The organism is Paucibacter sp. PLA-PC-4 (assembly GCF_026241155.1).
Taxonomy (GTDB): domain Bacteria; phylum Pseudomonadota; class Gammaproteobacteria; order Burkholderiales; family Burkholderiaceae_C; genus Roseateles_E.
The window spans coordinates 58,319-84,818 of sequence record NZ_JAPFGP010000019.1; the positions used below are offsets into that span (position 1 = coordinate 58,319).

Below are 26,500 nucleotides of genomic sequence, written 5' to 3' on the forward strand. Positions count from 1 at the left end.
CCGGGTACGGACGGGCAAGCGCCACTTGCCTTCACGCCCTGCGTCAGCGTGGTCTCGCCGTCAGGGGCGCAGTCCCTGGTGTGCGGCTGCCCTCTCCCACTTTGGCCAGAAGCACGAAGGCCGCCCAGTCACGGGCTGGTGCGCCATCCGCCATCGCCTGCCGCTGGGCCTGCCGCAGCGCGGTGGCTGCGGCATTGCCATCTTGGCTCGCACGGGCGGCATACGCGGCGTAGAAGCGTTGCATGAAGCGCGCCGTTGCGCGGTCGTCGACTCGCCACAGGCTGGCCAAGACCTGCGCAGCGCCGTTGTCCAGCAAAGCCGCAGCCAAGCCATCGACCTCGCGACCGTCAGCGCCGCTCACATCGGCAACGGCTGTCTCGCAGGCCGACAAGGTCACCAGTTGCGGCGTCCCCCACCTCATGCCGCGCATGCGCTCCAGCGGCAGCCGCGTGCCATCGCCGAGCAGCAGCCATGACTTGGCGATGCTGCCGGGGCGCAGCACAAAATGGGTGCCGATATGCAGCAGATTGCCCGAGCCGGACATGGCGCCCGCACGGGTCAATGCGTCCTCAGTAAACAGCGAATTGAGCCGGCCTTGACCGGGCACCGGGCCATTTCCGCGGGCGTCTTTGCCGCAGCGGCTGATGTTGCCCGCATCAAGCCCGAGCACCGGACCATCCACAATGTCACAAAGCTCATCCGCCACGGCCGGCAGTGCAGGCAAGCCTTGCAAGGCCTGGGTCACCCCGAAGGCGGCGATCTGCGATGTGCCGCTGTGGCGAGGTACGGCCGATGTCTGGGCCTGCCCTCCGGCCACGACCCAGCGGTAACGTGTCGCCAAATGCTGCTTGCCGTCGTGCATCACGCCCAGCGGCAAGTAGCGCAGCGGCCCGTCCAACCAAACGACGATCTGCTCAGCCTGGTTGCGATGGGCCGACTGGGCGATCAAGTGTCCGAGCCGACCGTACAGGGCTTCGCTCAATAGCCTGACAGGGCCCGTGTCGGCAAGCGCATCCCTCAGCGCAGCAACCTGTTGCGCCAGTTCTGAGGCCGGCAGATCGAGCTGATGCAGCTGCGTGCCGGTAGCGCCGACGAGTAGCAGGCTCAGACGTTGCTCGCCGGCCAGTGTGTAGACGTAGAGTTGTCCGGCTGGCGGCCGTTGCACGGTGCTGCCGCGACCGAGCTTGCGCGCCGGGGCTTGCAAGCCGATCAGCAGTTCGTTCAATCCGGCCAAGCGGGAGCCCTGCTGCAAAGCGTCGTCGCGACGCAGCTGTGCCAAGCGTGCGGCCTCCTCGGCGGTGATGCGCTGGGCCGCTGCCCGATCACTCAAAGCGCGCAACTCGGCCGCACGAGCCTTGTTGTCACTTTGTAGGGTTGCTTCGAAACGCTGCCATGCGGCCTGTTCCGCCGGATTGAGGCTCACGCCGTCGCCCGTGAAGGCTTCGCTGAACCCGCGCTCGTTGAAATCAGCTTGCTCGTGTGCCTTGAGCAAGCGCATCACCTCCAAGGCTTCCGGCAGGCGCTGCGCTTGCAGCAGCCAGTCGGCCACGCGGCGGTACAGCGGCGCCTTGTCGGCCAGGTAGCGCGCGTCGGCAACTGTGCCCATGGGTAGCAGCCGCTGGCGCTGCTGCTGCAGTTGGCCCAGTGCCAGCTTGCCCAGGAAGATCGCTTGCTCGCGTTGACCGGCATCGGCCTTGATGTCAGCCCACAAGGCCAGCGCCTGCCATTGCAGGCGCGGTTGACCCGAGGCCAGTGCCGCCGATACGGATCGGCGCGCTGCAGCGTCTGCGCCAATGCCATCGCCTGCGACGCGGGCGCGGCGCGCCAGCGACATCTGCATCAGCGCGTCAATGTCCGGTTGGCCTGCAGCTGCGGCGGCCGCATCTTCGGCTGGGCAGGCGGCGGCCGCCAACTCGCAGGCCTGGGCTTGGATGAGGCGGCGGCTGGGGTGTTCGGGCGGCAGCGCGCCGGCGAGTGCTTGGTCGGCGGCCAGCCAGGCGAGGGCTGCAGTCGCGCCATCGCCCCGGCGCTGGGCCAGCGTGGCTTGCAGCACCTGCGTGCGCGCTTGCTCCTCGGGGCTGCGCGGCCTTGCATCGGCCATCACGAGCTGCAAGTTGGCGGCGGCCTCGCCCAGTTCGCCCAGCTCGATCATGGCCAGTGCATAGCCCAGGCGCAGCGCATAAGCGGTATCGGCCTCCGGAGCTCCCACCGTCGTGGCCAGCAGCGCCAGCGCGCGCCGGTAGCTGGCAATGCCCTGGCCCAGGTCACCGAGCGCCATTTGAGCCTCAGCCAGTCGACGCAGCGGCCGGGCGCCCCGCGCGGTCTTGGACTCGGGTCGGCCGGCCACGCTGGCAACCGCATCCTGAGCCAGTTGCAGGGCTTCGGCCGGACGGCCCCGCGCGAGAAGCAGACCCGACAGCGTTTCTCGAACCGAAGCCTGGTGACCCATCATGTCGACGGCGCCAGAGGCTTGCGCCTGCCTGGCCTGTTGCAAGGCGGCTTGTAGCGCAAGCTCGGCCGCGTCGAAGCGCGCCAGGCTCATCAGCAGCAGGCCCCGGTTCTGCAGCGCTATGGCGATGTTCACGGGGTCGTTGGTCAAACGCTCCTGACGCAGCGAGATCTCTCGCTCTGTGTAACCAAGGGCTTGCTCCAGGCGCGACTGGCGGCGAGCCAGATTGGCCAGCGAGTTCAGCGCACCTGCCGCATGAGCAGCCAGGGTGTCGGGATCGGACAGTGATTCGTCGAGCAGCCCCAGCAGCAGGGTGTTTGCCTCGTCGAACCGACGTGCGCTGGACAGCAGAGCCCCATGGTTCAGGCGCAGGCGCAGGCGGTCGCCCGTACTGAGGCCCGACGCCGGGCTGCTGGCGGAATCAATTGCACGCTGGGACCACTGCAGCGCCGTTTCCAGTTGGCTGCGCTGCAACCAAATCACCACCAGCATGCCCGCAATCATGCCGCTCTTGCCACTGTGTACAGGGCCTGCGGCGACGTAGCGTCCATACGCGGCGGTCAGTAGCGGCTCCGCGTCTGCCGACCGGCCCGACCAGACCAATGCCGACGCAATCTTGGCTTGCCAGTCGGCGCGCAGCAACACGTCATCCGGGTGGTCGCGCATCACCTGCCGCCAGCCCAGACAGGCCTCCCCGATCCCAGTGCCGGACTGCGCCGTCTGTGCGTCGATGATGCGCTGATTCAGCACGTCGAGATCGACCCATGTGCCCTGCTGGATAGGCGGCACGGCCGCGCAGGCCTTCTCAAGAATCGCTGCTTCGTCAGCCAGTGCGGCACTGGCGGCCACTGCCGTCAGCACGCCGGTAAGCAGCAACACGTTTTTTCTTGTCTTCTTCCATATCGAGGTGCTCATTGGCGGGCTGGAGGCGGCGTGGTGATTTCTATCTGCAGGCTGGGGCCTTCAGGCGGTTCGAGACCAAGGCGCGTCAACGTCGCAGCCTGGGTCGCAGGCAGCGGCACGGGCAGCGCCAGGTCGATACCGATGCGCCCCAGGCGTTCGAAGGGCTGGGCGTCGAAGCCGGCCCCCCGCAACTCATGCAGCAGTTGCTGGCGGCGTAGCGTTGCGTCCCGCGCTTCGATGCGCTGCACCGTCGCTCCGCGCCAAATGCCGTCGGCCGGTCCAGCCTCGTCGATGCCTTGCCGGGCGGGCAGCAAAATCAGCACGGCGCCAAACGCAACAACGCTGGCGGCCAAGGCGTAGCGCCATTGATTGGCTGCCTTGCGGGAAGCCGGCGGTTCCTGCGCGGCGGCAGCCAGCACACCGGCTTCACGCGCACGGGCCAGCAAGCGGCCCACTCGATCGTCGGCCGCCGCCGGCGCCCCCGGTGGCGCGGTGACCCGGTAGCTCAGCAGCGCCGCGCGCAGCCACGCTGCTTCCTTGCGCGTGCGAGCGTCGGCCTCGGGTACAGAGCGACCTGCCAACAGATCCAGCCACTGCTGATCGTCGTTCGCATCGTTCGTGCTCATGGCACGCCCCCTGGGCTGACCAAACCATACCAGTCCGCGAAATAGGGTCGAGCCTTTTTACGGCACTGTGAGATGAACTCTCGCGTTGCGCCGGGGCTGCGTTCCAGCAAGGCTTCGATGGCAGCATTGTCCAGTCCATCCTCGACCACCCATCGCAACACGGTCCCATGCTCGGGATAGTCGGCCGCGAACCGTTCGAAGCAGCGGCGGAACACGAGCTCGACCTGGCGTTCGGACAAAGCGCTCTCTGGAGTGCTCCCCTGCACCGCCGACAGATCCTGCACCGCCTCTTGCACCTGCACAGTGAGTTGCCCCGCGTCATCGTGCAGCGGTTCCTCATGGGGCGCCTGCGACTTGCCGCGGCGCAGCGCATCCAGCAAGGTGTGGCGAACGATCTGGTGGATCCATGCAAGCGGCTCACCAGGTCCGCGAAAGGTCGCGCAGCGCTGCCAGACCTTCACCATCGCCTCCTGCACCACATCCTCCGCCGCCTGCCAGCTGCGCAGCGCGGCAGCGGCCTCGCGGTAAAAGCGCGCGCCATGCTCGCGATCGACTACGCGCAGCCAGGTCTCAATTTGCTGACCGCCTTCGCGGCAGGCTTGGGTGAAGGCGTGGGCGGATAGTGGCATGGGGCAGACGAAGCCAGGTTCGGACAATCCTACGGGCAATACAGGCTGACTGGCGAGGCTCGGCACAGAAAATGGCGTCGATGCCCTTTGGCGGGATTAAACCCGGCCGGCCAGTGAAGCCAGCCGGCCGGGTCGCCTCTCTCTTCAGATCTTGATTCAGCAGATACGGTCCAAGCCGCGACGAGCCCGCAACTTGCGGACACCGACCAGAGCCAGCCCCAATGCCCACAAGGCGTAGGTGGCAGGCTCCGGCACCGCGGTCACCCGCAGCGTGATGCTGTCTGCGTTGTATTCGACCGCGAACTGGTCGGCGGCCAGGCCGTGCCAACTGATGCTGTCAAAGGTGGAGTTGGACAAGCGTTGGTTGAACGTGGCGATGGTGTAGACGTCGCCGAGTTGCAGCGTAGTGCCCGCGCTGGCCCATACAGACAGCTCACCGTTCCACGAGGCATCATCGGTGACGACCAGCATGTCTGACGCGCCGGCACTGGCGAGGTCGATTCGCAGCACCGCGCTGTCCCTGAACACCAGGTCGCCGTCGATGGTCAGTGTGCCAAGGACATTGCCCAGGCCCGGATCCAAGGTGCCGCGGTTGACAAGCGCATAGTTGTTGCGGCCGGCATCGACGGTTCCCACACCTGTGATCAGGCCCGCGTTCTCAAAATCGGACTGCAGCACCGCCGCTTCGGAGATCTCCACAGTGCCTGTATTGCTGAAGCTGTCGTAGGTGCCGAAGGTACCCGACTTGATGCTCAGCAGCCCGTGGTTTTCGAAGCCGTAGGCCCGCGTGGTGCCCAGGCCGGTGCGGACATAGCTGCCATTGTTGACGAAGGTGCCCACGTAACCGCGCAGGGTCTTGTAGGCATTGGCAGCGCTTGATGCCGTACCGAGATCCGTAAACTGGGCGTTGTTGATCACAGCGCCGTTGAAGACAGAGCCCGCGATGCCCCCTTCGCCGGGCGTCCAGGTGCTGTTGCCCTGCAGTGTCAGCGTGTGGTTGAGACTGACACCTTGGCTGCTCGCACCGTCGAAGACGGTGTTTCCGGTGACGGTGGTCTGTCCAGTTTGGTAGGAACCTGCAATACCGCCCAGGTCACCTTTTCGGAAGTCGAGGCTGGCAACAGTCAGGTGCCCCGTGCCGGTGAGTTGCCCTCCGGACATCACCAGTCGATTCAAGGTATTGGTGCTGGCATTGTCCAGCGTGCCATCGAAGATCTGCACATTGCCGTTCAGCACAGCGCTGCTGGCGACGTCTACCTTGGCGCGTTCAACGGTCATCCAACCTTGGTTGTCGACCTGCCCGCTGAGGGTCGAGTTGCCGAATCGGTACGCCAACTCGGCGCCTGCAGCCACATTGATCAGCCCGGCCGAGGCGCCGCGCTCTCGGAACTCGAACGTACCGCCTTGGATGTGCAGGGTGCCAGCATTGTCAAAGCCGTAGGCCCGCGTGGTGCCCAGGCCGGTGCGGACATAGCTGGTGTTGTTGATGAAACTGCCAGCAGAACCGCCCAGGGTCTTGTAGGCATTGGCCGCGCTGGAGGCCGTCCCGAGATCCATGAACGTGGCATTGTTGATGATGCTGCCGATGAACACGGAGCCAGCAATCCCCCCCTCGCCAGCCGTCCAGGTGCTGTTGCCCTGCAGTGTCAGTGTGTGGTTGAGGCTGACACCTTGGCTGCTCGCACCGTCGAAGACGGTGTTTCCGGTGACGGTGGTCTGTCCAGTTTGGTAGGAACCTGCAATACCGCCCAGGTCACCCTTTCGGAAGTCGAGGCTGGCAACGGTCAGGTGCCCCGTGCCGGTGAGTTGCCCTCCGGACATCACCAGTCTGTTCAAGGTATTGGTGCTGGCATTGTCCAGCGTGCCATCGAAGATCTGCACATTGCCGTTCAGCACCGCGCTGCTGGCGACGTCTACCTTGGCGCGTTCGACGATCATCCAACCCTGGTTGTCGACCTGCCCGCTGAGGGTCGAGTTGCCAAATCGGTAGGCCAACTCGGCGCCTGCAGCCACATTGATCAGCCCGGCCGAGGAGCCGCGCTCTCGGAACTCGAACGTACCGCCTTGGATGTGCATGGTGCCAGCATTGTCAAAGCCGTAGGCCCGCGTAGTGCCCAGGCCGTTGCGGACATAGCTGGCGTTATTGATGAAGGTGCCAGCAGCACCGCCCAGGGTCTTGTAGGCATTGGCCGCGCTGGAGGCCGTACCCAGATCCATGAACGTGGCATTGCTGATGATGGCGCCGCTGAAAACAGCGCCGACGATCCCCCCCTCGCCAGCCGTCCATGTGCTATTGCCCTGCAGTGTCAGCGTGTGGTTGAGGTTGACAGCTTGGCTGCGCGCACCGTCGAAGACAGTGCTGCCGGTCACGGTGGTTTGTCCGGCTGGGTAGATGCTGCTGGAGCCACCCATATTGCCACTGAAAAAATCCAGACTTTCGGCAGTCAGCATCCCGCCGTACAGCTGGCCACCGTTGAGCACCAGGCGTCCCACACTGCGCACGGAAGACAAGGCCGTGCTTCCGCCCGTCAGCGCCGCCGTGTCGCCGGGACCTGGCACGCCCAGCAAGGTCCACTGATTTGCATCCTCCCAGTTTCCGTTGGCCCCCTTCCACAGATAGTCCAGCGCCGTGGCTGGCGTCTGCAAGGCCATCAGTGCCAATGCAATGCTGCCCAGGCGAAGTGCAGCGCGGGCGTCGCGCCGCTTACGTTCCGAGCCAGTTTGAGAGCGGTTGGTGCTTTTCATGATTGGGTCCATTTCAGGAGATGACAGCGAAATCACAGGCACTCGCCGGCGGCGGGCTCAGGTATCGGGGGACTGTGCTCGGCGGGAGCACCCGTGTCGTTGCCCGTTTGGGCAAGACCTGGCACCTGAACGCTGCAGGCCCCTTCAAGCGAGGGGTGCGGAGGCATCGCTACGCTGCGCAAGATCAGCGATACAAGCTGCGACTGCCGACGCGTCCCGCTCTTTGCCAGCAAGCGTTTGATGTGCGACTGGATGGTGTTGGCTTGCACACCCATGGCCATGGCCAGTGCTGCGCTGTCCAGCCCCTTCGCCAGTCCGGCGGCGACCTGCGCCTCGGTGGGCGTGAGCCCAAAGAGGCTTTGCAGCAGCGTGGGGTCGGGCAATTCGAGCTCAGGGTCACGCAGACTGACAAGAATCCACGAACCGAAGTTCGCAGGAAGCCGCTCGGCACGCAGGGTGAGGGCGAGCTGTCCGGGCCTTGGCAGTTGCAAGGCCGAGCGTTGTCCCCGAGCGGCCAGATCAAGACTTTGCTTCAGACCCGGTCCATCGCCGGGCGCGTGCAAGCGGCGTTGACGAATCGCCAGCACCTGGACGTTCCTACCCAGCAGACTGAGCGCGGCAGGGCTTACTTGAACCACCGTGAGCTGTGTGTCAAGAAGAATGCCCGGCCTCTCGGGTATGTTCGCTTCGATCATGATGCTCCTCCCCCTGCAACGCGGGGCGAACGCCACTCCGATGGAGTGAGTTGCCTGCGTTTGTCACAGTGAAGACGAAGGCGGCGCCGATTTGTCAGGCCGGCGAGGCCGCCAAGGCCGCTGTGGCCAGTAAAAGCTCCAACAGGCCGGCCCCACGGCAGTGCAGCTGAGGGAAACGGTGAGGCCGGCAAGAGGGGGTCACCCGGGAGGGTGATTCGAGGTTGTGGGGTGGCAGGGCGGAATGGATCCTGTAGCGCTTCGCGACAGGCAAGGCTGGCGCGTCAAGAGCAGACGAAGCCGCGCGAAGAACGTCAGGCCTCACGCACCCGCCCTCGATAAAACCATCAAGGTCCCATGCGAGCGAACGCAGTGCCAACTCTCAGGCGTGTTGCCCAGGTAGCCGCACCTCCACTGGGTACGGTGACGGCGGCAGCGGCCGGCATGCCCCCCATTCGAAGGGGTAGAACGCAGCCGCAGTCCAAACTTGCCCATATGGGCAACGACGTCAAGTGCAGCCGCCGATAGGCTTTCACGACATGTTGCCAGCTCCCCTGCAATGGCAACCCTCCAACGAAGCCGAGCCATTGCCCATGACCAGACTCTCCCGTGTTAGCCGCCGCCTTCTGCGCCACAGTGCGCTCACCACCGCCTCGGTGCTGGCCCTGCTGGGCAGCCAAGCAACCATCGCCAGTTCCGTCACGGTGGGTGTGAACAGCTGGCTGGGCAGTGCCAACACGGACTGGTTCCACGCCTCCAATTGGTGGGCAGGCGACTTGTTCAACCTGCCAGACCCTATCTTTCCGGTCTACTTCGGTCCAGTGCAGTGGATCGTCAATGGCGTGCCGACCGACACCTACGACAAGCCCTCCTCGGAGGCGGTACTGCGCGGCGCCTTCAGCACCAGCAGCCTGGACATGCGGGCCTGGGACGGCATCTCGCAGCTGCGCTTGGACAGCGGTGCACAGCTGGCAGCCGGTAGCGCCTCGATCGGCCAGTTGCATACGGTCTACCAGCCCAGCGGACCGATTCAGAAAGCCACACTGGTGCTGGCCGGCGGCCAGATCTCAGGCAGCTTGAGCTTCTACTCGCAATCAAGAGTCGTGGTGTCAGCGCTCTATGACAGCCCATCGGGGAACTGGTCGGGCACCTTGGGTGAACTTCAGATCGACAGCGGCGCTGCGCTGACGCTGCCTTCCGGCAGCCTCACCATCGCCCAGATCAGCAATGCGGGTGAATTGAAGATCGCCAGTGCAGGCAAGCTCACCCTGGCCGGTGCCGTCCAGAATTCGGGCAGCTTCACCTTGGGTGGCAGCGGTAACGTCGGCACCGCCGCGCTCTACCTGGCCGGCAACACAATCTTGACCGGCAACGGCAGTACCGTTCTCACCGATGCCAACTACAGCTACCTCGGCGGGACCGGCGTGCTGACGGTTGGTCAGGGGCACACACTGCGCGGCAGTGGCTATGCCGCCGTCGGCATTGTCAACCAAGGCAGCGTCGTCGCCGACGGCGTGCTCACCGTCAACGCCGGCAGCGGCAACACCTTCGACAACAGCGGCGGGCAAGTCCAGGTGGCCGGTGCGGGCATGCTGGCACTGTCGGGCGGGACCTTCAGTGGGGGCACGCTGCATGGCTTGGATGCAGGCAGTCGCCTGGGCGGCAATGGTCGGTTCCAGAACGTTGCGCTGTCCGGCTCGCTGACATTGACAGGCGGCACCACGCTGGACTCGGTGTCGAACACCGGCGCGCTCGCCTTGGCGGGCGGACATCACGTCAATACCCGGGGCACACTGACCAACACGGGCACGCTGACCATCGGCGGCAGTGGCAACGTAGGTACCGCCGCACTCTATCTGGCCGCCGACACCACCTTGGCCGGCAACGGCAGTACCGTTCTGACCGATGCCAACTACAGCTACCTTGGTGGGACCGGCGTGCTGACAGTCGGCCAGGGCCACACCTTGCGCGGCAAAGGCTATGCCGCAATTGGCATCACCAACAATGGCAAGGTCATTGCCGACGGCACGCTCACTGTCAATGCCGGCACGGGTGCAATCTTTGACAACAGCAACGGTCTGGTCCAGGTCGCCGATGCAGGCCTGCTGTCGCTGGCAGGCGGAACCTTCACTGGCGGCACACTGCAGGGCCTGGGCGCCGGCAGCCGCATGGGTGGCAGCGGCACGTTCCAGAACATCGCGCTGCAAGGCACATGGCAGGTGACGCCGAGCGTCCCGCTCAGTGTCGCAGGCACCGTGACCAACTCCGGCACGCTGACGATCGGCGGCAGCGGGAACACAGGGACGGCGCGGCTGAATCTGGCCGGCAACACCACGCTGGCCGGCTCTGGGAGCACGGTCTTGAGCGATGCGAACTACAGCACAATCAGCGGCAACGGCGTCCTGACAGTCGCCCAGGGCCACACCCTGCGCGGCAGCGGCTACGTCACGGCCAGCATCGCCAACCAGAGCAGTGTCATCGCTGAGGGCCAACTCACCGTCAATGCCGGAACCGGTAACGCCTTCGACAACAGCGCCGGCCAGGTGCAAGTGGCCAGCAATGGCCTGCTGTCGCTGGCAGGAGGGACCTTCACTGGTGGCACCTTGCACGGCATGGGCACCGGCAGCCGCCTGGCCGGCAACGGCAGTTTCAAGGACGTCGCCGTGTCCGGCACGCTGCTATTGACTGGGGGCACCACGCTGGACTCGGTGTCAAGCACTGGCGAGCTGACGCTGGCCGGCGGTCACAGTGTCAATACTCGAGGCACACTGATCAACACGGGCACGCTGACGATCGGCGGCAGCGGGAACACAGGCACGGCGAGGCTGAATCTGGCCGGCAACACCACACTGGCCGGCGCTGGCAGCACGGTCTTGAGCGATGCGAACTACAGCACGATCAGCGGCAGCGGCGTACTGACAGTCGCCCAAGGACACACCCTGCGCGGTAGCGGCTATGTCACAGCCAGCATTACCAACCAAGGCAGTGTCATCGCCGACGGCCAACTCACCGTCAATGCCGGCACCGGCAACGCCTTCGACAACAGCGCCGGCCTGGTGCACGTGGGCAGCAATGGCCTGCTGTCATTGGCAGGGGGGACCTTCATCGGCGGCATGCTGCAGGGCACGACAATAGGCAGCCGGTTGGCTGGCAACGGCACATTCAAGGACGTCGCCCTGTCCGGCACGCTGCTATTGACTGGGGGCACCACGCTGGACGCTGTGTCAAGCACTGGCCAGGTGACGCTGGCCGGCGGTCACAGTGTCAACACCCGAGGCACACTGATCAGTACGGGTACGCTGACGATCAACGGTAGCGGGAACACGGGAACGGCGAGGCTGAATCTGGCCGGCGACACCACACTGGCCGGCGCTGGCAGCACCGTCTTGAGCGATGCGAACTACAGCACCGTCAGCGGCAGCGGCAGCCTGACAGTCGCACAAGGCCACACCCTGCGCGGTAGCGGTTATGTCACAGCCAGCATTGCCAACCAGGGCAGCGTCATCGCCGACGGACAACTCACCGTCAATGCCGGCACCGGCAACGCCTTCGACAACAGCGCCGGCCTGGTGCGAGTGGGTAGCAATGGCCTGCTGTCGCTGGCAGGGGGGACCTTCACTGGTGGCACCTTGCACGGCATGGGCACCGCCAGCCGCTTGGGCGGCAGCGGCACGTTCCAGAACATCGCGCTGCAAGGCACATGGCAAGTGACACCGAACCTCCCACTCAGTGTCGCAGGCACCGTGACCAACTCCGGCACGCTGACCATCAGCGGCAGCGGCAACACGGGAACGGCGAGGCTGAGTCTCACCGGCAACACCACGCTGGCCGGCAGCGGAAGCACCGTCTTGACCGATGCGAACTACAGCACCATCAGCGGAACCGGTGCGTTGACAGTAGCCAAAGAGCACACCCTGCGCGGACCAGGCTATGTGACGACCCAGCTCACCAACCAGGGCAACGTGCTGGTCGACAGCGGTGATGTGCTGCATGTCGCCGGCGTCGCCCTGCGCAACCAGGGCCAGTTCCATGTCAACGCCAACGGCACACTGAACGCGGGCGGCATCGTTTCGGGCTATGTGCAGGACGGCGCCAGCGCCACCACCATCGTCGACGGATTGCTCAAGGCCAGCACCTTGCGGCTCGAGGCCGGGACACTCAAGGGCAGTGGAACGGTACAGGCCGACGTCATCAACCTTGGCGGCACCATCGCCGCCGGCAACTCGCCCGGCGTTCTGACCATCGATGGCGATCTGACGCTGGGCACAGACAGCCTGCTGGTGGTCGAGGTAGCCGGCTTGCTGCAAGGCGCGCAGTACGACTGGCTGCGGGTCAACGGTGACGTGACACTGGGCGGTGCACTGCAACTCGACTTTGGCGGCTACAAGCCGGTGATCGGAGAGACATACAGCTTTCTCACATCTGGCAACGGCCTCATCGACGGCAGCTTTGCAAGAGTCTTTGCCAACGGGTACGAGCTGACCATGAACTACGGCACCGACGGGGTCATCGCCAAGGTCGCTGCCGTCTCAGCCGTACCCGAGCCGGCGACCTACGGGCTGATGATGCTCGGCTTGGGCCTGCTGGGCGGGTATGCACGGCGGCAGCAAAAGTGCGGACGCGACAACCCAGCGCGTCTTGCCGCCTCACGACCCTGCACGATGGCCTGAGCCTGGTCCCTTCCAGCGCAGGGTTCGGCTGGCCGCAAGCCGGCGGACCTCGCGCAGCCAGGGCATTGGCATTGCCCTGCCACAGCTCGAGTTCCGTGTCATCGCGAAGCTGCCGAACTTTGAGGCCATGCAGCATGGCCACTGTGCGCGCAAAGCTCGCGCCCTCTCCCGTCTTGAACGCCCGGCTGATTTGCAGACTGCCCAGCCCGGCGCCATCGAGCACACGGGTCGGCGCCAAGCTGTAGCGGTTCATCTCGACCAATTTCTGCGCAACACAGGCGTCGTCGAGGATCGCCTCCCCACGTCCACAGCCCAGCACCTGGTCGAGCCGTAGTCGGTTCATCTGCGCCTTGAGCGCAGCATCCGTCTGACCACACAGCCGACCTGCCAGCCGCCGATGCTGCCCCGGCGTCTTCGCGACGGCCGGCACGAAGTCGGTAGCAGGCGAGCCTTGGGCCGCACCGCGCAGCACCACCCTGCCCTCCTCGGCAGCCTTCGATGGCCGCGTGCGGCGCTCTATGAAGACCGTGCCCACGACCACCCAGCTGCTGCGAAACCATGCCGGGAGAAGGCTTTCCCAGCTTCGCGATGGCAAACGCAGGCAATGCCGCAGCCCGGGCTTGGCCTCAAATCACCGCCGCCGCACTCGAACGCCGCCGCCGCGTCCAGGCAAGGGCTGCGATACCCGCCAGCAACATGGCCCAACTGGTGGGCTCCGGCACGGGAGCGGTGACGACATTGATACGCACTTGGGCGCGATCCGGTTCGAGCATCGCGATCTGCTCATCGAGCAAGAACTCATAGGTACGCGTTGCCAACTGGCCACCGCCGAGGTTCTGCAGATGCAGACCCATCCAGTCACCGCCTGATGCCACGCCGAGGCGCAGCAGCGACGTGATATCAAAAGCTTGGCTATCGGGACTGCCGTTGAACACCTCGTGCTCGACCGACCCGAGCGAGGTAGCGGGCGCGTCCCAGGCCATTCCCAGATTGCCGACACCGTTGTCGAACCCTGTGAACCGAACCAAGGCCGTATTCGGCGCGTCCTGGCCGTCAAGGATCTTGAAGCTGAGTGTGGCCGAGACAATCTGCTGGCCCTGCAGTGGCGCCAGGTTCACTTGCATCAGCGTGCGGCCGTCATTGGCGTTGTTGAGATCGAGCGCATGCGACCAAGTGATGCCGTGATGGCTCCAGCGGTCGTTGTACATGCCGACAAAGCCGTTTCCCGTGAAAGTGGCAGAGCCGTCCTCGGCAATGAAGTCGTCGAACTTGCCGATGTCGGGCAAGTCGAACTGATAACCTGCAGCATGTGAGTCCGGTGCGGTGGCCGCGGCAATGGCCAGGGCGCAGGTGCAGATAGCGAGCAGTCTTTTCATGATTTCCTCTGGAGCAAAAATGGAGAATGACGGGAAAGGCAGGAGAGAGTCGCCCCCCTCTTGGGCCGCTGACATCAAGCAGCAACAGCAGCGCAAGAAGAAGCACCGCGGCCCTGTCGTCGAAGCCACCGATGCCGTTGGGCTCTGAGGGAGTAGCGGTATGCACTGTCTGCGCGGCCCGTCTGCTGAGCGTCCGGTGGGCCGGGTGTTCGCCTTGGCTGCCGGGCAGGTCGCGAGACTTCAGGCGCGAGCCTCCTGGCATCGCGTGACAGGGACTGCGCGCGGTCAGGGGCAGTTCGTGAGCCAGGCACTGCCGATCGAGTTCTGACGCGAAGAGGGCGCAGTCACGCAAGGCGGCGGCGCTTGCCGCCCTGAGGTCTGGCAGCGGCAGCGCCCGCCTTCAGTCAGCGCTTGGTCGAGCAGGTCGCGCTGAGCACCTGTGGACGGCAAAACAACGCAGCGGCGGCAAGCAAAGCGCGGATGAATCCGTCAAGCGCTGTGTGGGCCCTTCCCAGGTCCGTTGTGCAAGTGCTTGCCGCAATGCCATGGCAGAACCTATGAAGTCCGGCTCGCCACGAATTGCTCCATCTGATCGAGCACGGCCGCCGTGTCGCCGCACCACATGAGGTGGTCGTTGCCGTTCAGCATGACCAACTCCGCACCGGGAATGCTGGCGGCCAGATGACGCGCGGCGCCGGCGCGAACGACCCGGTCGCCTTCGCGCTGCACGATCAAGGTGGGCGTTCGCAGGTGCGGCAGACGATCACGAACGTCCATCTGCGCGAAAGCCTGAAGCACAAGCGGCACGCTGTTGCGCGACATCGACTGGCGCAGCATGCGCGCCCACCAGTCCTGCGCGACAGGGTCGCTGGCCATCGACGGTGCGAACTGCTGCCAACTGGTGGCCTGGCCCCATGAAGTTCGAAGCTCATCGAGCCAAAGTTCGAGTTGCTGGTAGGTCAGCGCCCAGGGGTAGTCCTCAGCCCATGTGCCGCGTGAGCCGGCACCGTACAGCAGCAGGCCCTGCACATGATCGGGGTAGCGGTGGGCATGTTCGATAGCGATCGTGCCGCCGACGGAGTTCCCCATCAGCCACACCCGTTCTGCGCCGATTGCCCGGCGCACGGCCTCAACATCGTCGGCACCCGTGCGTGCGGACAACTGAACGCCGACCCGCTCGGACAGGCCGGTGCCGCGTCGGTCCATCAGCACCACACGCCAGCGGCGTGCGAGCCGTTGCAAGATCGCGCGGATGCTGGGCTCTTCCCACGCCACTTCGACATGCGACCACAGGCCGAACAGGATGATGACCGTGGTCTGTGCGCTGCCGAGCTCCAGGTACGCCACTGCGCCGTCGTCGGCGTCCGCAAAGCGGATCGGCGGCAGGCGGTTCGGGCGCGGGGCTTCCTGGTCAGTGCTGGCCTTCAGCCGCGCCTGCGCAGCCGCGTAAGCGGCCTCTATCCTGGCGGAGGGCCGCACGCCCAACTCGGTGCGCATCAACTCCGCACACGAAAAATACGCCGACTCGACCCCTGATGCGTCACCAAGCATGGCGCGCGCCTCTAACAGCAGCGCGTGTCCGGTGTCTCCCAGCGGCTCCAGGCTGATGAGCCGCACCGCGGCTTCCGCAGCCAGCCCCGGCTGCCCGGAGGCGACCAAAGGCCCTGCGGCATTGCCCAGCGCGCGTATCACCAGACTCTCGTGCTCCAAGCGGCGCGCGTCGAGCCAGGCGTTGAAGAGATCGCTGTTGAGCTCAAAGCCGTCGGCGATCTGGTGGGCTGTCGGCGCCAGCAATGTTTCAAGCGACTGGCGCGACTCACTGGCGTCCGGTGAAGCGAGCAACTGCCGAGCTGCACGACGAACCTGCACCACGTCCGAGTCGATGTCCACGGCTGCGTGGTCGAGCCACAGGGTGTCGGCGTCACCGAGCACAAGAGTCAGCCCGAGGATGGCGTTGATCTCATGGATCAGACGACGCAGTCTGGCGCGGCCGACATCGCCTGGCGCGCTGGCCCACAGCATCTCCGCGAGCTGCCCGCGCGCCAGCTGCCGAGGCGCCTCTGACAGCAGCAACAGCAGCGCCAGGCCATGCTTGAGGCGCAGCTGCACCGGCCTGCCATCGAGCGCGAGGGCTGGATAAGCCTGGCAATGGAATACCAGGGTCTGACGGGATGCGGAATCGGCTGGGGACGCGATGCTCATGGGGCGTGCTTGGATTGCAGTGGCGCTCGGAGGGTCTGGCATGCCGGTGGACTGCCAGTTTGCCAGCACACCCCGGCTCTGGTCACCAGGGGCGAACACGCGCAACACGCATCCTAGGGAGTGGGCATCCGCCACCCGTCCGTTGCCTTGCCAGGCGGCTGGCGGACGCCGAACAGACGCTTATTGCCGACAGTTGCGACATCGCCGGAACTCGTCCGCAGTTTCAGTGCCACAGCGGCGTCCCGCCCATTCAGACAATTTATAGGAGCTTCCATGTCCTGGCTAGAGATCTTCGCGCTGGCACTGCTGCCGGCCTTCTTGCTGCTCGACTTCTTCAACCCACCGCCCAAGGGCGTGCGCACGCGCTGGTGGCGAAGCCGTGCCTTCGCGGTGACGGCGGTCAACTTCGTCCTTGCGCTCTTTGTCGGCCAGGCCTGGGGCAGCTGGATGGGTGGTGCTCACCTGTTCAACGGCGCCGCGCTCGGCACCTTCGGCGGTGCGGTGCTCGGGGTCGTGGTCTACGAGTTCTTCCACTATTGGTACCACCGCTCGGCGCATCGCATCGGATGGCTGTGGCGCTTGGGCCACCAAATGCACCACAGCGCCGAGAGCCTGGACGCCTGGGGTGCCTACTATCTTCATCCGATCGACACCGCGCTGTTCACCACCTTGTCGAGTCTGGTGCTTTTCCCACTGCTGGGCTTGAGCCCCGAAGCGGGTGGATGGGCCGCTGCCACGCTCACCTTTCTTGGCATCTTCCAGCATGCCCACGTGCGCACGCCGCGCTGGCTGGGCTACCTGATTCAATGTCCCGAGAGCCACGCCGTGCATCACGCTCGCAGCGTGCACGCCTTCAACTATGCGGACCTGCCCTTGTGGGACATGGTATTCGGCACGTACTGCAACCCGCGCAGCGGCCGCGATGAGCGGCGACTCCAGGGCTTCTACGACGGCGCATCCTCGCGTATCGTCTCCATGCTGTTCTTTCGGGACGTCAGCGCTGCGGCGCACAAGCAAGGTGGGGGCCAATGATGCGCATCAATGACATTCAGGGCTACGCGCTCAGCGGTGCCAATGGCGCGGCTGTTGACGCCTACGAACAAGCGAGCCACGAGTTTCGCTGCTTCACCGGCGACCCGCTGGCCGGGGCTCAACAGGCGATCGCTCTGAGTCCGGACATGCCCATGGCGCATGCGCTGGTGGCTTGGCTGAACCTGCTGGGCACCGATCCTGCCGGCATCGAGCCGGCTCGCCATGCACTGGCACAGGCCAGCCGGCTGCCCGCCACCGAACGCGAGGCCTTGCACCTCAAGGCAATAGGCCAGCTCATCGACGGCCATTGGCACGCCTGCGGCCGTACGCTGGAAGACCTGTCGATCGGCTGGCCGCTGGACACCCTGGCCCTGCAGGCAGGCCACCAGGTCGACTTCTTCACCGGCCACTCTCGCATGCTGCGCGACCGGATCGCGCGGGCCTTGCCGCACTGGCAAAGCGGCCGTCCCGGCCGCCACGCGGTGCTGGGCATGTTCGCCTTCGGTCTGGAGGAGATGGGTGACTATGCCCAGGCTGAACGCCTGGGCCGTGAAGCCGTCGAGCTGGAGCGGCGCGACGGATGGGCCTGGCATGCCGTGTCGCATGTGCTGGAGATGCAGGGCCGACGCCAGGAGGGTATTGCCTGGCTGCAGTCCGACGACAGCGCCTGGTCGGACCGCAGCTTCCTTGTCGTGCACAACACTTGGCACCTGGCCTTGTTCCACCTTGAGCTGGGTGACACCGCCCAGGTGATGGCGCTGATGGACCGGTGCATCGTCGCTGCGTCGTCGGCCGTCGTGGTCGAGATGATCGATGCATCGTCGCTGCTATGGCGGCTGCATCTGCGCGGTATCGATGTGGGGACGCGCTGGCAGGCGCTGGCCGAGCGCTGGGCACCGCTGGCCGAAGCGGGCAACTACGCCTTCAACGACATGCACGCCATGATGGCTTTTGTCGGTGCGCATCGCCACGACGACGCCCAGCGCCTGCTGGCCTCACAGCTGCGCGCGGTGCACGGCGCGGGCGACAACGCCGGTTTTCTGCGCGACGTGGGCTGCGAGGCCACGCAGGCCATCGCTGATTTCGGGGCTGGCCGCTACGGCCTTTGCGCTGATCGGCTTCGCAGCGTGCGCAGTCATGCTCATCGATTCGGCGGCAGCCATGCCCAGCGCGACCTGATCGACCAGACCTTGATCGTCGCAGCCGAGCGCGACGGACAGGTCTCGCTGGCGCAGGCGCTGCGCAACGAGCGGACGCGGGCTCTGCCGATCAAGCAGGGATGAACCTGCCATGAACTGCCTGTTTTTCAAATCTCCGCGACCGTCCCTACTGCCTGCCGCTGCATCAGGCCTGGGCACGAATCTGGTGCTACCAATGCCGGCGCCGTTCTCGGCTCGGGCATTCGCCCGCGTGCGCTGCAGCCGCAGCATCGACACGCTGAACGTGCCTTCGAAGCTGGCCGTGCTCTGGGCGGCACTCGCGCACGCCCCCAAGCACGGCGGCAATCTGCTCGCCTGCGGCCTCGATGCCGCGATCGCCATCCACGACCTCGCTGCCGACGGCCGATCGACGCTTGACGGCGGCGCCGGGCAGGTCTTCATGCATCAGTGAGCTGGCCATGCACGACACCCGCACTCTCAGCCATCGCCTGATCACGCCGCTGATCACCGCGATCCTGTCATTCGCCGCCGCGGGCTGCGGCGGCGGCGCCGGTGATGCGCCGCAACCGGTGCCCCCGCCGCCGGCTACGCCTCAGTTCATTCCCGAAGGTCTGCAAGGTCGCATTGTCAGCCGCCTGCGCCCAAGCGATGCGGGCGTGCTGGCCGCCACCGACGCCGGTGTGTTCCAGCGCAGCGGCGGTGCATGGGAGCCGCGCGGCCTGGCTGACCAGACCATACTCGATGTCATCGCCATCAGCGGTCAGCGCTGGATCGCCAGCGCCCGTCCGACGGCCGATGGCCCGGCGGCGACGCCGCAGTTGCTCAAGACTGTTGATGGCGGTGCCAGCTGGGAGCCCATTCCCAGCAACTTCGGTGGGCCCCTCGGGCCTGAGCCGGCGCATGCGCTGGCATTCGACGGGCCGCGCCAGCGTCTGGTGGCCACGGGCTCGGACGTGCTGGCCGAGTCCCGCGATGAGGGTCGGACTTGGACCGTGCTGCACGGGGACTGGCACGGATTCTCCCAGCCCAAGGCAGCGCTGGTCGTTCACGCCGGCAGTGGCGACATCTGGTACGGCGGGCAGGACGCTATCGAAGGCTTGATCCTGTTTGGGCGTGCCGAGGCCACGCGACAGGTGGTAACGCATGCAGGCCTCTTGCCCAGCCCCAGCGTCGTTAAAGGCCTGCAGTTCGCCACCGCTGTGGACGCCGCTCACCTCCTGATCGCCGGAGAAGGAGGCGTTGTGCAGACCCGGGACGGCGGTGCGACCTGGGAAAAGCTGCTGCACGATGGCTACAACTTCTACTTCGACGTCGCGTTTGACGCCTACAAACCCGGGCGCCTCGTCTCGGCGCGTTGGATGAAGAACTACGACACGCCACAAGCGGCACACCTCGTGGTCTCCGACGACGCCGGCAAGACCTGGCGCAGCTTCCAGACCACGGACCCCGCGCTGTTTGGTGGCGCCTGGGCCATTCACGCATTGCAGGAGTCGGGCCGCACGTCCTACCTGCTGGGTCTGTACAAAGGTGGCGTGATGCGCGTCGAGCTGCCGTGAAACCTTGTCGAGCCTCTGAAGATTCCACCGTGCGAGCCGCCGTCCTCATTGCACCCGCGCTGGGCGTGCCACCCGGGTACGACCAACCCCTGCAGGCAGCCCTGCGCGAGCTGGGTGCAGATTGCCACTTCGTTGCATTGCCCGCGCTCGCACCGGGCTGCAAGCGCTTGTTCAAACCACGTTCGCCCGGTCTTGAGTCCTTCATGCAGGCCATGGCCGTGGCCGCGCAAGGCCTGCGCTAGCGCGGAGCGGAGCGGATCGGATCATCCTCATCGGGCACAGCGTGGGCGGACAGATGGGCATAGCGGCCGCCGCAAGAGCGCCCGAACTCTTCGACGGCTTGGCACTGGCGGCCTGTGGCACCCCCGACTGGCGCGCGTGGCCCGCCGCCAGGCAGCGCAGCATTCGCCGCGGCTTGATGATGATCGACTGGGTATCGCGACTGCTGCCGTGGTACCCGGGGCGCCCGCTCGGCTTTGGCGGCAAGCAGCCGCGCCGCCTGATGCGTGACTGGGTCGGCATGGCGCTGACAGGCAGCTACCGCCATCTCGCCATCGGCCAGAGATGCGAGCAATCCATGCGTCATCTGCAGCTGCCGGTGCTGGCCATCAACATCGAGGGCGATGAACTGGCGCCGAGGTCTGCGACGGACTTCCTGCTCGCCCGAGCTGCCGCAGGTCAGCACCCGGCGCGCGAATGTCGACGCCGCAGCACTGGCAGGCGCCAGGACAGGCGTCCCGGGAGGCATCACGGGAGGCAAACGCCACACGGCCTGAGTCGAGCAGCCCCTGTGCGTTGTTCCCACGATTGGCCGATGGGTCGATGGGTCGAGACCCTGAAGTGAAGCGGCGCTGGCCGCCCGGCCGACGGACGCCAAGCGGACGGTTGCACGGCACATTGGGACTGGGTCCTCAATAGCGCCTGGACATGCCTCTACTTCAAACCTCCGTCTCACTGCTTGCCCATTGGAGCCCGCGCCTCATGTTCAAGGTCATCAAAAGCCAGCTCAGCCGCTCGGTGCCATTCACCAAGCTTCTCGGCATCGAGATCACCGACATCTCGGCAAGTGACGCCTCGGTCAGCATGAACGTGGGCCCGACGCTCAGCAACCATGTCGGCACTGCCCACGCCGGCGCCTTGTTCACGATCTGCGAGTCAGCCTCGGGCGCAGCCCTGACCGGCGCGCTGCTGCCGGTCATCATGCAACTACGTTTTGTCGTGCGCGACGCCCGAATTGACTATCTCAAGCCTGCCAAGGGCCAGGTGTGGGCCAAGGCAGTCCTTGTTGAGGAGCCAGCAAGCGTTCTGGATTGGCTCCAGCGAACCGGCCGCGCCGAAGTTGCAGTGGACGTCAGTGCTCGCGCCGACGACGACACCGTGGTGGCCAAGGCAAGCTTCAACTGGAATCTGAAGTTGACGACGCCCCCCTGACTGCTGCGGCTGGGAGGCGTCGTAGAGAGCGCAAGCGCTCGTGAAGACCCTGCCCGGTGCCCGCAGGTGGAGATGCAGCGCCGGCCTTCTGGCCGTTCGCATCAGCAAGGAGAACTTCCCCTTCGGCTCAACACGCGTCCACTTCCTGACCGATTTGGCCCTCAGCACTGACGGCAAAGCTCCGGGTTCCAGGCATAGGCGCTCTCAATCTCACACTGCGAAATCCGATGAATTTTGGTCAAAAGTCATCGCCCGAGTGGGTGGTTATGGCGCCTAGAGTTTTCTCACAGGACGCAGCATCGCGGCCTGCAGCGAAACCCCAAGGTCTTCACCACTGCCAGCGCCGCCATGACTACCTGCCCGACATCCGCGCCCTGCCCAGACACCAGGCCTGTCGCTGCCGCGCCCACCTGCCGCAGGGTCGGCGTTGTCACCACGCTCACGACCGCGGCCGCGCTGCTCAGCACCAGCCTTCCCGCCGCAGCCGTCGACGGATGCAAGGTCTTGCTCTGCCTGGCCGCGCCGAGCTGGCGGGCCATTCCCCCGTGTGTGCCGACGATCACACAGCTGCTGCGCGACCTGGCCCGGGGCAAGGCCTTCCCCTCCTGTGCGATGGCGGGCGGCGGCAACGCTGCCGGCCACGCCTGGGCGAGCGCGCCCAGCTTCTGCCCGCCCCAATACACACGCCTCGTTGAGACCCAGGGCGGTCCCCGCTATTTCTGCGACTACTCCGGTGCCGTGTCCGTCACGGTCAATGGCACGGCCTTCACCCGAACCTGGTGGAGCATGGACGGCAGCACCGTGACCGAGTTCAGCCCCGCCGCCAAGGCTCAGCTGGGCCGCTGGGACCCTCGCTTCGACGACGACTACGCCGCCTGGCTCGCCACCCAGCAGCAGGAGACACCGGCGGCTGAGCCCAGCCACTGAGGTTACACACCATGGACGCCTCCACCTTCCTCTCCTTGACCCTGGCCTGTGCGCCGCAGCTGCATGCCGACACCGCACGCGCACTGGTCAGCACCGAGAGCGCCTTCAATCCCTGGGCCATCGGCGTGGTCGGCGCTCGACTGACCCGCCAACCGCGAAACCGCGCTGAGGCGCTGGCCACCGCGCGCGCCCTGCAAGCCAGCGGCTGGAACTACAGCGTCGGGCTCGGCCAGATCAACCGGGGCAATTTCGCGCGCCTGGGCCTGACGCTGGACACCGCCTTCGACCCCTGTACCAACCTGAGCGCCATGCAGACAGTGCTGACCGAATGCATGGCCAGAGTCCCGCATCTGCATAGATTGCCGCGAACTGAGCAGCTCGCATTGCGACAGGCACTGTCTTGCTACTACAGCGGCAACTTCGTCACCGGATTCAAGCACGGCTATGTGCGCCGTGTCGCTCGAGCCATGCCTGGCGCCCCGCCGTAGCCACCTGCGGCTGATTCCACACTCGTCGATACGCGTTCCCACACCCGCAGGGAGGTGATCTCATGCGCCCGATTCTTCGTACACACACGGGCCCAAGCGCCCGCGCTTCACTCGTTGCCTACGTCCTGCTGTGCTGCGAACTCGCGGCGGCGCAGGGCTTCGAGAAGGTCAACACCACGGTGATGAACGTCAATGCCATCTTGGTGGTGGTGTCCGTCGCGGTGGTCACTATCGCCATCATCTGGGCTGGATTCAAGATGATCTTTCAGGCGGCACGCCTGTCGGATGTCGCGAACATTCTGATCGGCGGCACGCTGATCGGCGGCGCCGGCGCCTTTGCCGCCTTCATTGTCAGCTGACGGCGAAGACACCGATGCAAAGCGAAGCCATCTTCAAGGGCGCGACGCGACCGGCCATGACCTTCGGTGTTCCGCTCACCCCACTGGTGGTGTTGGTCGGCAGCGGCATGCTTGTGATCGTCTGGGGCGGCATCCTCATCAGCTGGTGGATCGCTCTGGGCGTCCTGTTGGCCGTCGGTCCCGCGTGGCTTTGGATGAGGATCGTCACTGCGCAGGACGATCAGCGCTTCAAGCAGGTCTGCGTCGCTCTGAAGCTGCGGCTGCACGACCGCAACCACCGGTTCTGGGGCGCGCGCAGCTATGCCCCCCACCTCTACCGAGGAGCTCGGGATGCCTGGCATGTCTGACAGTTCCGGCGCAGCACCAGGCTGGCCGTGGCGCCGCAAGGCACAGCCGCGGCACTGGTACCAAGCGCATACCGAAAACCCCGTCGCCGCCTTTGTGCCCTTCTCGTCGCTGCTCGGCGCACACGACGTGATCACACGCGGCGGCAACTACCTGCGGGTTTGGCGCTTGGATGGCATTGCCTTCGAGTGCGCGGACGAGCACCAGATTGCAGAGCGCCATGAGGCGATGTGCAATCTGCTGCGCAACCTGGCCGGCGGTCACTGGGCCGTGTGGACCCATCGGCTGCACCGACGCGTCCTCGATCAACTGCTTGACCCCCAGTCGCCCGGCTTCGCCCGCGATCTCTCGCGCGCCTACCAGGCCAGTCTCGGCCACAGCCAGTTGAGCGGGCGGCCGATGATGAGCACCGAGCTCTACCTGACCCTGGTCTACCGACCCGACTCGTCGCGCCTGCACCGCGCGCTGCACTCAGCGCCGCGATCCAGGGCCGCCGTTGCCGAGGCACAGGCGCAGGCCATGCGCATGATGCAGGAGCAGTCCGCGCTGGTGGCGCGCGTACTGAGGGGCTTCGGCCCCCGGCTGCTGGGCATACGGCATCAGGGCGGCCGCCCCTACTCCGAGCTCGCCGAATTCCTCGGCTATCTGGTCAACGGACGCTCAGATCCAATGCCATTCGTTGCGGGCCCGCTCTATCGAACCCTGCCCACTGCCCGGCTGTTCTTCGGCGGCGACAAGCTCGAGCTGCGGCACGGTGATACCCGCCGCTACGCGGCCCTGGTCGACATCAAGGAGTACGCCGATTCGGTCGAACCCGGCATCCTGAACGCGCTGCTTTACGAGGACAGCGAATTCATAGAGACGCAGAGCTTCTCTATCCTTCCCCGCCGCGACGCCATGCGGGCGCTGGAGCTGCAGCGGGATCAGCTGATCGCCAGCGAGGATGTCGTTGCAAGCCAGATTGCCGAGATGGACACCGCGCTCAATGAGCTCGGCGATGGCCAGTTCTGCATGGGCGAGTACCACTACAGTCTCGTCGTTTTCGGGGAGGATCTGGCAGATGCGGGCAGGCGCGCCGCGCAGGCGATAGGCGCCGTCGCAGAGGCGTCGAGCTTGCAGATGTCGGCGGTAGACCTGGTGGCGGATGCCGCCTGGTTCGCCCAGATGCCGGGAAACTGGCAATGGCGGCCCCGGGATGCCAAGCTGTCCTCACGCGCCTTTGCGGCGCTGGCCAGCGCTCACAACTTTGCCAGCGGCAAGCGCGACGGCAACCCCTGGGGTGAGGCGCTGGCGCTGCTGCGCACGCCCTCTGGCCAGCCCTTTTATCTGAATCTGCACAGCAGCCCGGAGGGTGAGGATTCCGCCGACAAGAAGCTGCCGGGCAATACGCTGATCATCGGCTCCACCGGTGTCGGCAAAACCACGCTGGAGATGTTCCTCCTGACGCTCACGCGCAAATGGGATCCCCCACCCCGCCTGGTGCTCTTCGATCTGGACCGAGGCTGCGAAATCGCCATCCGCGCGCTGGGGGGCCGCTACTTCACGCTGGAGGCCGGCAAGCCGACCGGGTGCAACCCGCTGCAACGCGAACCGACGCCCGCGCGCATCCAGTTCTGGGAACAGCTGGTGCGCACCTGCATCACCAGCGCCGCCCTGCCCCTGCTGCCCGCCGACGAGCGCGCCATTGCTGCGGCGGTACGGGCCGTGGCGATGATGCCGGCACCTTTGCGCCGCTTGTCGACCATCCGGCAGAACCTGCCCAAGTCTGGCGAGAACAGCCTCTTCGAGCGGCTGGGCCGCTGGTGCGAAGGGGGAGCACTGGGCTGGGTGTTCGACCAAGCCGACGACCGGCTGCTTGAGCTGCAGGCAGCGGCGATCATCGGCTTTGACACCACCGAGTTTTTGGACCTGCCCGAGGTGCGCACACCCGTGATGATGTATCTGCTGCAGGTGATGGAAGAACTCGTCAACGGCGAGCGGCTCATCTATGTGATCTCGGAATTCTGGAAGGCGCTTGATCACGAGATCTTCAGCGACTTCGCCAAGCAAAAGCAAAAGACCATCCGCAAGCAAAACGGCCTTGGCATCTTCGACACGCAAAGTCCGTCCGACGTGCTGCGCCACCCCATCGGGCGCACGATGATCGAGCAGAGCGTGACCAAGATTTTTCTGGCCAATCCCGAGGCCTTGCGAGAGGAGTATGTCGAGGGCTTCGGCCTCAGCCAGGCCGAGTTCGACATCGTTCGAGGCCTCAGCGCGCAAGGCGGGCGGCGCTTTCTTGTGAAGCAGGGCCATGCCAGCGCCATCTGCGAGCTGGATCTGGCCGGCATGGATGACTTCATCGCCGTGCTCTCGGGCACCACCGACAACGTGGTGCTGCTCGATGCGCTGCGTGAGCGCCACGGCGACGATCCGTTTGAATGGCTCCCGGTTTTTCGGCGGGATGTTCAGAGTCGAAGGCTTCGCAATTCCGGGAGAACGGCATGAACACAGTTCAGCATCTCGCAGCGCTGAGCGCGCTGGAACTTGTCCTTGCACTGGCGGCAACAAGCGCCTGCGCGCAGTTCGTCAAGGGGAACGAGGCGGTCAGTCTCGCCCCCGACGGCAGCGCCAGAGTCGAGACGCCGCCCTTGCCGAAGGCGACGCTGGGCAAGCCTTGCCCGGCTGCCTCACCGGCATGCAGTACTGGGGGCTGGCTGATGGTCGAAACGCACGAGGGCTTGCGTGAGTGCTCCGAGATCTATGCGCGACCGGGTACATGCCGCCCATCTTCGTTCGGTACGGAGAAGCGACCCAGGCTATGGATCGTCAAATCCAAGGGCAAATGGCTGCAGTGCGAGCGGCCGACCCTTCACAGCAAGTGCGTCACCACCAAAACGTTGCCCAACGTCGTCGTTCAGTGAGTAAGCA

General features: G+C 65.6%; 22 protein-coding genes. 14 read left to right on the forward strand and 8 right to left on the reverse strand.

Annotation, left to right across the window (positions count from 1 at the left end):
• Positions 1–43: 43 nt before the first annotated feature.
• The 5 genes from OOZ63_RS24070 to OOZ63_RS24090 form a co-directional block, all read right to left on the reverse strand.
• Entirely contained in the window at positions 44–3,364 is a 3,321-nt protein-coding gene (locus OOZ63_RS24070) for a CHAT domain-containing tetratricopeptide repeat protein (protein ID WP_266008184.1), read from the reverse strand.
• Positions 3,361–3,978 carry a hypothetical protein gene (locus tag OOZ63_RS24075; RefSeq protein ID WP_266008186.1) on the reverse strand — a complete coding sequence of 206 codons (618 nt, stop codon included), beginning with the start codon at positions 3,976–3,978 and terminating at the stop codon, positions 3,361–3,363. The genes OOZ63_RS24070 and OOZ63_RS24075 overlap by 4 nt, the downstream gene beginning before the upstream one ends.
• Positions 3,975–4,607, reverse strand: coding sequence for an RNA polymerase sigma factor (locus tag OOZ63_RS24080; RefSeq protein WP_266008187.1), 633 nt, complete (start codon positions 4,605–4,607; stop codon positions 3,975–3,977). Before OOZ63_RS24080 ends, OOZ63_RS24075 begins: the two co-directional genes overlap by 4 nt.
• A 156-nt stretch (positions 4,608–4,763) precedes the next feature.
• Positions 4,764–7,352, reverse strand: a complete 2,589-nt coding sequence (locus OOZ63_RS24085) for a beta strand repeat-containing protein (protein WP_266008188.1) — start codon at positions 7,350–7,352, stop codon at positions 4,764–4,766.
• Positions 7,353–7,384: 32 nt separating this feature from the next.
• Positions 7,385–8,047, reverse strand: coding sequence for a helix-turn-helix transcriptional regulator (locus OOZ63_RS24090; RefSeq protein WP_266008189.1), 663 nt, complete (start codon positions 8,045–8,047; stop codon positions 7,385–7,387).
• A gap of 590 nt (positions 8,048–8,637) precedes the next feature.
• On the opposite strand from OOZ63_RS24090, the gene OOZ63_RS24095 reads away from it, so the two are divergent.
• Complete coding sequence (locus OOZ63_RS24095) at positions 8,638–12,714, forward strand: beta strand repeat-containing protein (RefSeq protein ID WP_266008190.1); 4,077 nt, start codon at positions 8,638–8,640, stop codon at positions 12,712–12,714.
• 626 nt (positions 12,715–13,340) lie between these two features.
• Here the strand turns inward: OOZ63_RS24095 and OOZ63_RS24100 are convergent.
• Together OOZ63_RS24100 and OOZ63_RS24105 are read right to left on the reverse strand one after the other, a co-directional pair.
• On the reverse strand, positions 13,341–14,090 hold the full coding sequence (locus OOZ63_RS24100) for a PEP-CTERM sorting domain-containing protein (RefSeq protein ID WP_266008191.1): 750 nt from the start codon (positions 14,088–14,090) through the stop codon (positions 13,341–13,343).
• Between the two features lie 555 nt (positions 14,091–14,645).
• Entirely contained in the window at positions 14,646–16,292 is a 1,647-nt protein-coding gene (locus OOZ63_RS24105; RefSeq protein ID WP_266008193.1) for an alpha/beta hydrolase, read from the reverse strand.
• Between the two features lie 273 nt (positions 16,293–16,565).
• On the opposite strand from OOZ63_RS24105, the gene OOZ63_RS24110 reads away from it, so the two are divergent.
• The 7 genes from OOZ63_RS24110 (at position 16,566) to OOZ63_RS24140 (ending at position 21,471) form a co-directional block, all read left to right on the forward strand.
• On the forward strand, positions 16,566–17,324 hold the full coding sequence (locus tag OOZ63_RS24110) for a sterol desaturase family protein (protein WP_266008194.1): 759 nt from the start codon (positions 16,566–16,568) through the stop codon (positions 17,322–17,324).
• Positions 17,321–18,607 (forward strand): tetratricopeptide repeat protein, encoded by a 1,287-nt coding sequence (locus tag OOZ63_RS24115; RefSeq protein WP_266008195.1) that lies wholly within the window; start codon positions 17,321–17,323, stop codon positions 18,605–18,607. The genes OOZ63_RS24110 and OOZ63_RS24115 overlap by 4 nt, the downstream gene beginning before the upstream one ends.
• A gap of 91 nt (positions 18,608–18,698) precedes the next feature.
• Complete coding sequence (locus tag OOZ63_RS24120; RefSeq protein WP_266008196.1) at positions 18,699–18,935, forward strand: hypothetical protein; 237 nt, start codon at positions 18,699–18,701, stop codon at positions 18,933–18,935.
• A 7-nt stretch (positions 18,936–18,942) separates the two neighbouring features.
• Positions 18,943–20,040 (forward strand): WD40/YVTN/BNR-like repeat-containing protein, encoded by a 1,098-nt coding sequence (locus OOZ63_RS24125; RefSeq protein WP_266008197.1) that lies wholly within the window; start codon positions 18,943–18,945, stop codon positions 20,038–20,040.
• Positions 20,041–20,069: 29 nt separating this feature from the next.
• Positions 20,070–20,282: a hypothetical protein gene (locus OOZ63_RS24130; RefSeq protein WP_266008198.1), complete on the forward strand. Its 213-nt coding sequence runs from the start codon at positions 20,070–20,072 to the stop codon at positions 20,280–20,282.
• 53 nt (positions 20,283–20,335) lie between these two features.
• A complete protein-coding gene (locus tag OOZ63_RS24135) occupies positions 20,336–20,884 on the forward strand; it encodes a hypothetical protein (RefSeq protein ID WP_323055783.1) in 549 nt (182 codons plus the stop codon).
• Between the two features lie 137 nt (positions 20,885–21,021).
• Positions 21,022–21,471: a PaaI family thioesterase gene (locus OOZ63_RS24140; RefSeq protein ID WP_266008200.1), complete on the forward strand. Its 450-nt coding sequence runs from the start codon at positions 21,022–21,024 to the stop codon at positions 21,469–21,471.
• A gap of 284 nt (positions 21,472–21,755) precedes the next feature.
• On the opposite strand, the gene OOZ63_RS24145 is transcribed toward OOZ63_RS24140, so the two are convergent.
• Positions 21,756–22,010, reverse strand: a complete 255-nt coding sequence (locus OOZ63_RS24145; RefSeq protein WP_266008201.1) for a hypothetical protein — start codon at positions 22,008–22,010, stop codon at positions 21,756–21,758.
• A 10-nt stretch (positions 22,011–22,020) separates the two neighbouring features.
• On the opposite strand from OOZ63_RS24145, the gene OOZ63_RS24150 reads away from it, so the two are divergent.
• The 6 genes from OOZ63_RS24150 (at position 22,021) to OOZ63_RS24175 (ending at position 26,493) form a co-directional block, all read left to right on the forward strand.
• A complete protein-coding gene (locus tag OOZ63_RS24150; protein WP_266008202.1) occupies positions 22,021–22,398 on the forward strand; it encodes a hypothetical protein in 378 nt (125 codons plus the stop codon).
• 11 nt (positions 22,399–22,409) lie between these two features.
• Entirely contained in the window at positions 22,410–22,886 is a 477-nt protein-coding gene (locus OOZ63_RS24155; protein ID WP_266008203.1) for a lytic transglycosylase domain-containing protein, read from the forward strand.
• A 62-nt stretch (positions 22,887–22,948) separates the two neighbouring features.
• A complete protein-coding gene (locus tag OOZ63_RS24160) occupies positions 22,949–23,245 on the forward strand; it encodes a TrbC/VirB2 family protein (protein WP_266008204.1) in 297 nt (98 codons plus the stop codon).
• A gap of 14 nt (positions 23,246–23,259) precedes the next feature.
• Positions 23,260–23,592: a type IV secretion system protein VirB3 gene (locus tag OOZ63_RS24165; RefSeq protein WP_266008205.1), complete on the forward strand. Its 333-nt coding sequence runs from the start codon at positions 23,260–23,262 to the stop codon at positions 23,590–23,592.
• Positions 23,585–26,077, forward strand: a complete 2,493-nt coding sequence (locus OOZ63_RS24170) for a VirB4 family type IV secretion/conjugal transfer ATPase (RefSeq protein WP_266008206.1) — start codon at positions 23,585–23,587, stop codon at positions 26,075–26,077. The genes OOZ63_RS24165 and OOZ63_RS24170 overlap by 8 nt, the downstream gene beginning before the upstream one ends.
• Entirely contained in the window at positions 26,074–26,493 is a 420-nt protein-coding gene (locus OOZ63_RS24175) for a hypothetical protein (protein WP_266008207.1), read from the forward strand. Before OOZ63_RS24170 ends, OOZ63_RS24175 begins: the two co-directional genes overlap by 4 nt.
• Positions 26,494–26,500 lie beyond the last annotated feature (7 nt).